Genomic DNA, 293 nt, shown 5'->3' with positions numbered 1-293 from the left:
ACCAGCCAGCCGGGGCGCAACGTCCGGGCAAAATCAGGGCTGAATCGTTCGATATTAGATCAGGGCTGGTTTGAGCTGCGCCGCCAGCTCGAATATAAGCAGGCATGGCGAGGCGGTCAGGTGTTGGCGATAAACCCGGCCTACACCAGCCAGCAGTGCGCCTGTTGTGGGCATACTGCGAAGGATAACCGCCAGACGCAAAGCCAGTTTAAATGCGCTGCGTGTGGTTATGAGGCGAACGCCGATGTGAACGGCGCTCGCAATATTTTAGCGGCGGGACACGCCGTTTTAGC

At 58.4% G+C, this 293-nt stretch carries 1 protein-coding gene; it reads left to right on the top strand.

Features of this window, described 5'->3' with window-relative positions; all coding sequences use genetic code 11:
- The coding region (locus J9893_RS19180; RefSeq protein ID WP_210600931.1) for an RNA-guided endonuclease TnpB family protein at nucleotides 1-293 on the top strand (293 nt) is incomplete at both ends.

This window comes from Aeromonas sp. MaB10011B, from assembly GCF_017939325.1.
Lineage (GTDB): Bacteria > Pseudomonadota > Gammaproteobacteria > Enterobacterales > Aeromonadaceae > Aeromonas > Aeromonas caviae.
This window is presented reverse-complemented; position numbering and strand designations above follow the sequence as displayed.